Genomic DNA, 10,143 nt, shown 5'->3' on the forward strand with positions numbered 1-10,143 from the left:
ATGCTCCGGGAGTTCGTTGATTTTGCCAATGTATTTAACTAACTTTCCATTTACTTCAGTACCACTTTATCCAGATGCCAGATCTCATCCACATACTGCTGGATGGTTCTGTCGGAGGTAAACTTGCCAGAGCATGCCACATTGAGGATAGCGCTCTTAGCCCAGTTGTCTTCGTCGCGGTAAGCGGCTTCTACTCTCTTCTGTGCCTCTGCGTAGGACTTGAAGTCCTTGAGGATGAAGTAGGTGTCTGCCTTGGCGGTGCACTGGGTATTCAGCAGAGAGTTGTACAGCGGACGGAACAGTTCGGGATCTCCCGGTGCAAAGGTTCCATTGATCAGCTGCATCAGTACCTTGCGGACATCCTGATCGTTGTTGAATATCTCCATGGGATCATATCCGCCATGGTTCTCATAGTTGATAACTTCCTGTGCGGACAGACCGAAGATGAATGCATTCTCCTCGCCCACTTCTTCTACAATCTCCACATTGGCACCGTCCATGGTTCCCAGAGTCAGGGCACCGTTCAGCATGAACTTCATGTTACCGGTACCGGACGCTTCCTTACTTGCGGTAGAAATCTGCTCGGAGACATCTGCTGCCGCAAAGATGATCTCTGCGTTGGATACGTTATAGTTCTCGATAAATACAACCTTGATCTTGCCATTGATGGCGGGATCGTTGTTCACCACATCCGCTACGGAGTTGATCAGCTTGATGGTCAGCTTTGCATTGCGGTAACCGGCTGCTGCCTTGGCGCCGAAGATAAAGGTTCTGGGGTAGAAATCCAGCTCCGGATGCTCCTTCAGTTCGTTATACAGGTGCATTACATGCAGAATATTGAGCAGCTGTCTCTTGTACTCATGCAGACGCTTTACCTGTACATCGAAGATGGATCTGGGATCTACTTCGATACCATTGTGCTCTAAAATGTATTTTGCCAGACGTACTTTATTCTGGTACTTAATGTTCATGAATTCCTGCTGTGCCTTTTTGTCATCCGCATATACCTTCAGGCGGGAGATCTGCGGCAGATCGGTGATCCAGTCGTCACCTACGTGAGCCGTTACCCAGTCAGCTAACAGCGGGTTCGCATGCAGCAGGAAACGTCTCTGGGTGATACCGTTGGTCTTATTGTTGAAGCGCTCCGGGAACATCTCGTAGAAGTCCTTCAGTTCCTGCTTCTCCAGGATCTCGGTATGCAGTCTTGCCACGCCGTTGACTGAGTAACCGGAAACGATAGCCATATTTGCCATCTTCACCTGTCCATCATAGATGATGGCCATCTTGCGGATCTTCTCCTGTACATCCACGCCGGGTACATTGCTGTACTTCTGCTGGATATCCAGAACGAATCTGCGGTTGATCTCCTCTACGATCTGGTAGATTCTGGGAAGCAGTCTGGAGAACAGTTCGATGGGCCATTTCTCCAATGCTTCCGCCATAATGGTATGGTTGGTGTAAGCGCAGGTCTTGGTGGTGATCTCCCATGCTTCTTCCCAGGTCAGATAATAATCATCCATCAGCACACGCATCAGCTCTGCGATTGCTACAGTAGGATGGGTATCGTTCAGCTGGAACGTAACCTTCTCATAGAATTTATGGATATCGTCATGCTTTCTCATGTACTTCTCTACAGCTTCCTGTACGGAGGCGGAAATGAAGAAATACTGCTGCTTCAGACGCAGCTCCTTACCTGCATAGTGATTGTCGTTGGGATACAGAACCTCTACGATATTACGTGCCAGGTTCTCCTGCTCTACCGCCTTCTGGTAGTCACCCTTGTCAAAGGAATCCAGCTGGAAGCACTCTACAGGCTCCGCATCCCAGATACGCAGGGTGTTTACAATGCCATTGCCATAACCCACGATGGGGAAATCAAACGGAATTGCCTTAACAGACTGATAACCTTCCTGGGTAAATACATTTCTGCCATTCTCATCGGTGTGTACGCTGACATAACCGCCGAACTTTACGATCTTGGCGTATTCGGGTCTGCGCAATTCAAAAGGATTGCCGTTCATCAGCCAGTTATCGGGAACCTCTACCTGATAACCGTCGCGGATTTCCTGCTTGAACATGCCATAACGATAACGGATACCGCAGCCGTATGCGGGATATCCCAGCGTTGCCAGGGAATCCAGGAAACATGCTGCCAGACGTCCAAGACCACCGTTACCCAGTGCTGCATCCGGCTCCTGGTCTTCGATCAGGTTCAGATCCAGTCCCAGTTCTTCCAAAGCTTCTGCTACGGGCTTATATGCCTTTAAGTTGATCAGGTTATTACCCAGTGCTCTTCCCATCAGGAACTCCATGGACATGTAGTAGACCATCTTGGGATCTTCCTTCTCATATGCCTTCTGGGTCTCCATCCAGTTCTCTACGATACGATCCTTGATCGCATAAGATACTGCCTGGAAGATCTGCTGTGCATCTGCTTCTTCCAGATTCTTACGATACAGGGTGCGCACATTATATTCCACACTTCTCTTGAAGAGCTCCTTGTCGAACTCTTTTGCCTTTACCGGCTTCTCGCTGGCTGCTACTGATTTTTTCACCTGTGTTCTCCTCTCCATTGCCTCTCCGGTACTGTACTCTTCTCAAGATATTCCGCACCGGATAGCGTTATGATTTCATCCATATTCTTAACCAAATACAGGTAATATTATAACAAACTTCCATGCGCATTCCAACTGTTTTCGCCGGTTTTCGTAAGTTTCGTAAATGTTTTTGCGAAACAAAAAAGATTCCGCGGTCCTCCCCGTTGGGAAAACCACAGAATCTCTTTATTCCGGCATTTTATTGCAGAACTTTTATACTCTCTCCACAGCGATCACTGCGTTCTCGCCATTGATGTTCCATTCCTTGGATACGGCATATTCCGCACCGCTTGTCAGTTCGTCTGCCAGAACCTTTCCGCTGATGGCGTCTTTGTTCTTCCGGGCGATCTCGGACAGCCTGTCGTTGCCGTTGATGGATACGCGGATGTGATCAGTCACTTCGAAGCCGCTCTCCTTACGCATGGTCTGGATCTTGCTGATGATCTCGTATACGAAGCCTTCCTCTACCAGTTCCGGTGTCAGGTTGGTATCCAGCACAACGGTCATCTTATTGTCCTCCTGAGATACATAGCCTTCCTTCTGTGCCATGTCGATCAGCAGATCGTCCTTGGTCAGTTCCACAGCCACACCGTCTACATCGAACTTTAATGCGCCGTCTGCATTCAGTTCATCCATGGCTGCGTTGCCGTCCAGTGCAGCCAGGTGCTTCTGGATGCCGCCTAACTGTTTGCCATATTTAGGTCCTACGGTACGCAGCTGAGGCTTGAAGGTATAGGAAGTAAAGTCACGTACGTCATCGGTGAATACCACTTCCTTGACGTTTAACTCATCCTCAATGATCTCCTGGTAGAACTCACTTAAGGTGAAATCTGCCTTGATATACATTCTGCTGATGGGCTGACGGTTCTTGATGGCAGCCTCGTTACGGCACGCACGTCCCATAACGACAGCATCCAGTACATCCTCCATATCCTCTTCCAGCTTCTTGTCGATGTGATCCTTGTTGACTACAGGGAAGTCACACAGATGGATACTCTCGGGAGCGGATGCATCATTGCTTCTTACCAGATTCTGGTAAATATCCTCGGTCATGAAGGGGATCATGGGTGCGGCTGCCTTACAGATGTTCACCAGTGCGGTGTACAGCGTCATGTAGGCATTGATCTTATCCTGCTCCATACCCTTTGCCCAGAAACGCTCACGGCTGCGTCTTACATACCAGTTACTCATCTCATCGACGAAGTCCTGCAAAGCCTTGGCAGCCTCGGGGATACGGTACTGGTCCAGATTGCTGTCTACTTCTGCAACGGTAGAATTCAGCTTGGACAGCAGCCACTTATCCATTACGGGCAGTTTGTCATATTCCAGTGTATATTTGGAAGCGTCAAAATTGTCAATATTTGCATACAGTACGAAGAATGCGTAGGTGTTCCACAGGGTACCCATGAATTTACGCTGTCCTTCCTGTACGGCCTTGCCGGAGAATCTCTTCGGCAGCCAGGGTGCGGAACTGGTGTAGAAATACCAACGGATGGCATCTGCACCGTAGGTCTCCAGTGCGTTGAAAGGATCTACCGCATTGCCCTTACTCTTACTCATCTTCTGACCGTTCTCATCCTGTACATGGCCCATAACGATAACGTTCTTGTAAGGAGCCTTGTTGAAGAGCAGGGTGGATTCCGCTAGCAGAGAGTAGAACCATCCACGGGTCTGGTCCACTGCCTCGGAGATAAAGTTGGCAGGGAACTGCTGCTCGAACAGATCCTTGTTTTCAAACGGATAATGATGCTGCGCAAAAGGCATTGCTCCGGAGTCGAACCAGCAGTCGATCACCTCAGGAACACGCTTCATCTGCTTGCCGCACTCGGGGCAGGTGATAGTGATCTCGTCAATGTAAGGACGATGGAATTCTACAGTCTTCGCCTTCTCATTGCCGCTCATCTTGTACAGCTCTTCACGGCTGCCGATGGAATGCTGGTGTCCGCATTCGCACTCCCAGATATTTAACGGAGTACCCCAGTAACGGTTACGGGATACGCCCCAGTCCTGAATATTCTCCAGCCAGTTGCCGAAACGTCCCTCACCGATGGAAGCGGGGATCCAGTTGATGGTCTTATTATTACGTACCAGATCATCCTTCACAGCGGTCATCTTGATGAACCAGGACTCTCTTGCATAGTAGATCAGCGGAGTATCACATCTCCAGCAGAAAGGATAATCATGCTCGAACTTCGGTGCATCGAACAGCTTGCCCTCTGCGTCCAGATCCTTTAATACCAGAGGATCTGCATCCTTTACAAATTTACCGGCATAAGGAGTCTCTGCGGTCAGATCACCCTTGCCATCTACGAACTGTACGAAGGGCAGTTCATAGTTACGTCCGATACGGCTGTCGTCTTCACCGAAAGCCGGTGCAATATGAACGATACCGGTACCGTCGGTCATGGTTACATAACCGTCGCAGGTTACGAAATGTGCCTTTTTCTTCTGCTTTTCAGCGGCATCTCCCGCACACTTGTACAGAGGCTCGTACTCCTTGTACTCCAGATCCTTACCAACATAAGTCTCCAGTACTTCGTAAGCATCCTTGCCCTCTTCTGCAAGACGTCCCAGAACCTTGTCTGCCAGTGCCTTTGCAATATAATAGGTATAACCGTCAGCAGCCTTCACCTTCAGGTAGGTCTCCTCCGGATTCACGCACAGTGCAACGTTGGAAGGAAGGGTCCAGGGAGTGGTGGTCCATGCCAGGAAATATGCATCCTCGCCCTTTACCTTGAAACGTACGATAGCGGAGCGCTCTTTGACTGCCTTATAGCCCTGTGCCACTTCGTGACTGGACAGCGGGGTTCCGCAGCGAGGGCAGTAGGGAACAATCTTGAAGCCCTTGTACAACAGACCCTTGTCCCAGATGGTCTTCAGTGCCCACCACTCGGACTCGATGAAATTGTCATCATAGGTAACATAAGGGTTATCCATGTCCGCCCAGAAACCAACGGTACGGGAGAAATCTTCCCACATTCCCTTATATTTCCAGACGCTCTCTTTACATTTGTCAATGAAAGGTGCCAGACCGTATTCCTCGATCTGCTCCTTACCGTCCAGACCCAGCATCTTCTCGACTTCCAGTTCTACGGGAAGTCCGTGAGTATCCCAGCCGGCCTTACGGGGAACCATATATCCCTTCATGGTACGGTATCTGGGGATCATATCCTTGATGGTACGGGTCTCTACATGACCGATGTGAGGCTTACCGTTAGCGGTAGGCGGTCCGTCGTAGAAGGTATAGGTTTCGCCTTCCTTACGATGCTCCATACTTTTTTTGAAAATGTCGTTGTCTTCCCAGAATTTCTCGACGGCTTTCTCACGGTCTACGAAATTCAGGCTTGTAGGTACCTGCTTGTACATAGTGCGCTTCCTTTCTTTTCTTATTACAGCTTTTGTACTATTCAGCGCCTCATTCACAAAATCGCATCTTCGATGCTTTCCTCTGAATAGTACAAAAATAAGCTCCGTCCCGTAACAGGACGAAGCTTATGCATTCGTTAACCACCTCTTACAACATACTTCCTATTATATAGGAGTGATATGCTTCCCGATAACGGCGGGATTCCGTCCAGAACTACCGGCATACGCTTTGGTTCTGACAGCTCAGAAGTGATTTTCACGATTCCCTTACTCGCACCGGTCTCTCACCATCACCGGCTCGCTTTGCCTTTCTGCGGAAAAGTTACTCTCTTCGTCAATGCATTTTTGATATACCGCTATTATATATCTCATTTTTTTGCGTTGTCAAGCCGGATGTTGAGATTTGCTTATAAAGCTTTTATTTCTTGCTTTTCCGACATTTATTTCATATAATTATATTAATACTGATATGTGTACCGATCTTACCGGAAGGGGCAGGGAATTCTATGGAAAATACGCAAAATACGCCCAAAAAAAGCGGCGGTAAAATATCATATACTCTGCAGGCGATCGGACTGCTTCCTTTACTGGCGTTGGGAATTGCGATGTTGTTTTTCACTTCCCAATGGTTCACAAAAACTATGTATCAGGAAGTGGAACGTGAATTGTATGATGCCACGAAAAGTGCCACTACACTTCTGAACGCTGCCTATCCCGGCGATTACCACCTGGAGGGAGATGTTGCTTATCTTCTGTATAAAGGAGAGACGGATATCACCAGGGACTATTCTCTTCTGGATCAGTTCAAAGAGGATACCGGACTGGACATCACCCTGTTCTATCAGGATACCCGCATTCTGACGACCCTGTATAATGCCCAGGATGAACGCATCGTCGGTTCCGGTGCTCCCGATATTGTGATCCGGGATGTTTTGAACACCGGCGAAAATCATTTCTACACTCATACCCTCATTAACGGCAAAGCTTATTTTTCCTACTATATACCTCTGCGCAATCAGGACGGCAGCGTCGTCGGAATGCTTTTTGTGGGCAGACCCAGTGAAACAGTCTCCCTATCCATTCAGAATTACGTCTATCCGCTGACGTGGCTGATCATCGGTTTTGTGGCTCTCGTATCTGTCTGCATCTATTTTTACACCAGAAGATTCGTGGCTGTATTACTCCATATCCATAGTTTCCTGTCGGAAGTAGCCTCCGGGAATCTGAACGCCACACTGGATCATTCCGTAACAAAGCGCAGTGATGAGTTAGGTGATATCGGTCGCTGTGCCCTGTCCATGCAGCGTTCTCTTCGTACCATGATCGAGCAGGATGCCCTGACCGAGCTGTACAACCGCCGCAGCGGAGACAAAAAGCTGCGGCAGATCTTCGAGGAAGCCAGATCCTCCCGCCATTCTTTTGCGCTCGCCATCGGAGATATTGACTTTTTCAAAAAGGTTAACGATACCTACGGTCATGAATGCGGGGATACCGTACTGAAAAATGTTTCTGCCCTGCTGAAACAGCATATGTGGCGCCGTGGCTTTGCCGCGCGTTGGGGTGGTGAGGAATTTCTACTGGTATTTGAAAATGTAGATCTTACAGAAGCCCGGAAGCAGCTGGAGCTTCTCATGGACAAAATCCACGAACTGGATACACTCTACGAAGGGCAGCACGTAAAAGTAAATATGACCTTCGGTCTGATCTGTGACCCCGACAAAGATATTCCTGCATTATTAAAAGAAGCTGATGAGAAATTATATATCGGTAAGACAAACGGTCGTAACCAGGTGGTATCTTAACCCGGTTACGACCGTTTTTTATTTGTTTCTGATCTTGTTATCTTTAACCTTGCAGGCATTCCGGATTCAACAGGAAATCATAAATATTGATTGTCAGAATACCATATTCATCATAATATGGCTGCACAATATCTTTTGTAATGACAAGTTTCTTAAAAGAGTCATCAATCTTCCGGAACGGTCGGATTTCCTGCGTCCGCTTTGCTTCATCCGGAAGAGAATATGCCGATTGAATGTAATATCTGGCAGAACCAAGATTGCAGACAAAATCCACTTCCAGTTGCCTGCGGTTTACCTTTCCTTCCAAATCTTTTTCTGCGATAGGGACAACACCTACATCCACACTATATCCCCGCATCCGGAGTTCGTTATAGATTACATTTTCCATGGAATGTGTCTGCTCCAACTGCCGGAAATGAATTCTGGCATTCCGAAGCCCCAAATCAGAAAAATAATATTTCTTAGGAGTCTCTATATATGACTTTCCTTTAATATCATAACGCTGTGCTGACTCTATCAAAAAAGAATCTTCAAAGTAATCCAAATATTTCTTTATGGTTGCAGAAGTAATTTTAGATTTCTTCACGGTTTTAAAAGTGTTCTTTAGTTTTTCCGGATTGGTCAACGAACCGATCGCAGAGGAAAGAATATTTAGCAGGTCTTCCAGTTCCCCAATATTCTTTATACGATTCCGTTTCGTAATATCACGGATATAAATTTCGTTAAATAAATTCTGCAGCGCTGTTGCTTTATCCCCGGCACCATCCCGCAGAACCACTAATGGAATTCCACCGTAAAGCATATATTCAGATAACCCGGTATATTTATCTCCGTTATAAACAGACATAAATTCAGCAAAGCTGAGAGGGTACATATGAATTTCATCACCCCTGCCTGCAAATTCCGTAGCAATATCCTTTGACAACAGTTTTGCGTTACTTCCCGTCACAAACACATCAATATTCTCTTTGCGAAGGTATCCATTCAAAACAGCCTCAAAACAATCCAGCATCTGAATTTCATCCAACAGCAGATAATATATTCCCTCTCCTGTAGTTTTCGACCGAATATATGCCATAAATTTCTCCGGATCCACACCCCGCTTTTCCTTTTCGATCTGAATAAGACTTTCACCGATCAGGTAAAGATCATCCGCAGAATCAAAGGCAAACCGTATGATATGGTCTGCTTCCACATCGGAATCTAACAAATGATGATAGAAAATGTTATTCAGCAGATAAGACTTACCACATCTTCGAATACCGGTAATCACCTTGATTAATCCATTGCTCTTTCTTTTTATTAACTTTTCCAAATAGAAATCTCTGCGAATATCCATATATTTTCTCCCTGGAATAGATTTTTGCAACTGGTTGCACTTTTCTATTCTATTATATGGATAATTTAACTGAAAATCAACATACTTGCTTCATTTTTGGAAAAGATTATTGTTCCATCTGTCTGCCCAGGAAGCCCGCCGCAGACAGAGCCAGTTTCTGCTCCACTTCTCCCATTTTGCTCTTCCCGTCATTTTCCAACAGGATCACACTTCCGATGATGTCCCCTTCGCAGATGATCGGCGTGATCAGCTGCCAGGCATAGTCCACGGCAATGTCCTCCGCAATGTTGACATAGTTGCGGTCTCCTTTTGCGGCAATCACAGTCTCTCTGTTATTGACCTTCTCTTCCAGTTGACGGCTCACGGATTTATTTAACAGCTGCTTACAGCCTCCTGAGACGGCGATGAACTGGTCTCTGTCCGCGATCAGTGTGGCATGTCCCGACACCTGTGCCAGGCTTTCCGCATACTGTTTGGCAAATGTGGTCATCTCTCCGATGGGGGAATATTTTTTCAGGATGACCTGCCCCTCTCTGTCGGTGAATATCTCCAGCGGATCACTCTCTCTGATGTGTAACGTGCGGCGGATCTCCTTCGGGATCACGATGCGTCCCAGGTCATCTATTCTTCTTACAATTCCGGTTGCTTTCATCATTTTTTCCTCCATGATATATTGCGTAAGATAAATCATCATCTCGCATTACTAATCATTAACGTTGCAGTTAGTATGCGAAATGCAGGAAAAAATATACTTTAAATTGCCAGATACACCGTCATTCAGCAGCGCCATTGCTGGCTTATATTTATAGCAGTTCTGTATTTTCCCTCAGAATGATTGTTTTATATTAAAATTAAAATGCATCCATTCAATTTTTACTCTTGCATGATCGAATTTTTCCATTCTCAATCAGACTGTTTCGTACTGTATTTTCCTTATTTCTATGTTACACTTATTCTGTTTACGACAATTTTTTATGGGAGAGTTTAAAGAGTGAAAAATAAAGTAGATTTTTGGGCGCACTTATATAAGGGTTCATAA

Annotated in this window: 5 protein-coding genes; 1 reads left to right on the plus strand and 4 read right to left on the minus strand. The window is 46.6% G+C overall.

Annotated features, from left to right (window positions below; genetic code table 11):
• Positions 1–50: 50 nt before the first annotated feature.
• Positions 51–2,555 carry a glycogen/starch/alpha-glucan phosphorylase gene (locus DWZ61_RS19010; RefSeq protein WP_227732886.1) on the minus strand — a complete coding sequence of 835 codons (2,505 nt, stop codon included), beginning with the start codon at positions 2,553–2,555 and terminating at the stop codon, positions 51–53.
• A 255-nt stretch (positions 2,556–2,810) separates the two neighbouring features.
• Positions 2,811–5,963 (minus strand): isoleucine--tRNA ligase, encoded by a 3,153-nt coding sequence (ileS, locus tag DWZ61_RS19015; RefSeq protein WP_118540077.1) that lies wholly within the window; start codon positions 5,961–5,963, stop codon positions 2,811–2,813.
• Positions 5,964–6,469: 506 nt separating this feature from the next.
• On the opposite strand from ileS, the gene DWZ61_RS19020 reads away from it, so the two are divergent.
• On the plus strand, positions 6,470–7,765 hold the full coding sequence (locus tag DWZ61_RS19020) for a diguanylate cyclase (protein WP_118540078.1): 1,296 nt from the start codon (positions 6,470–6,472) through the stop codon (positions 7,763–7,765).
• 43 nt (positions 7,766–7,808) lie between these two features.
• On the opposite strand, the gene DWZ61_RS19025 is transcribed toward DWZ61_RS19020, so the two are convergent.
• The gene (locus tag DWZ61_RS19025) at positions 7,809–9,104 is read right to left on the minus strand and encodes an ATP-binding protein (RefSeq protein WP_118540079.1); all 1,296 of its coding nucleotides are present in this window, start codon (positions 9,102–9,104) and stop codon (positions 7,809–7,811) included.
• Between the two features lie 106 nt (positions 9,105–9,210).
• Positions 9,211–9,756 carry a stage V sporulation protein T gene (gene spoVT, locus DWZ61_RS19030; RefSeq protein WP_118503700.1) on the minus strand — a complete coding sequence of 182 codons (546 nt, stop codon included), beginning with the start codon at positions 9,754–9,756 and terminating at the stop codon, positions 9,211–9,213.
• Positions 9,757–10,143 lie beyond the last annotated feature (387 nt).

The sequence above is a fragment of the Clostridium sp. AF34-10BH genome (assembly GCF_003478095.1).
Taxonomy (GTDB): Bacteria; Bacillota; Clostridia; order Lachnospirales; family Lachnospiraceae; genus Acetatifactor; species Acetatifactor acetigignens.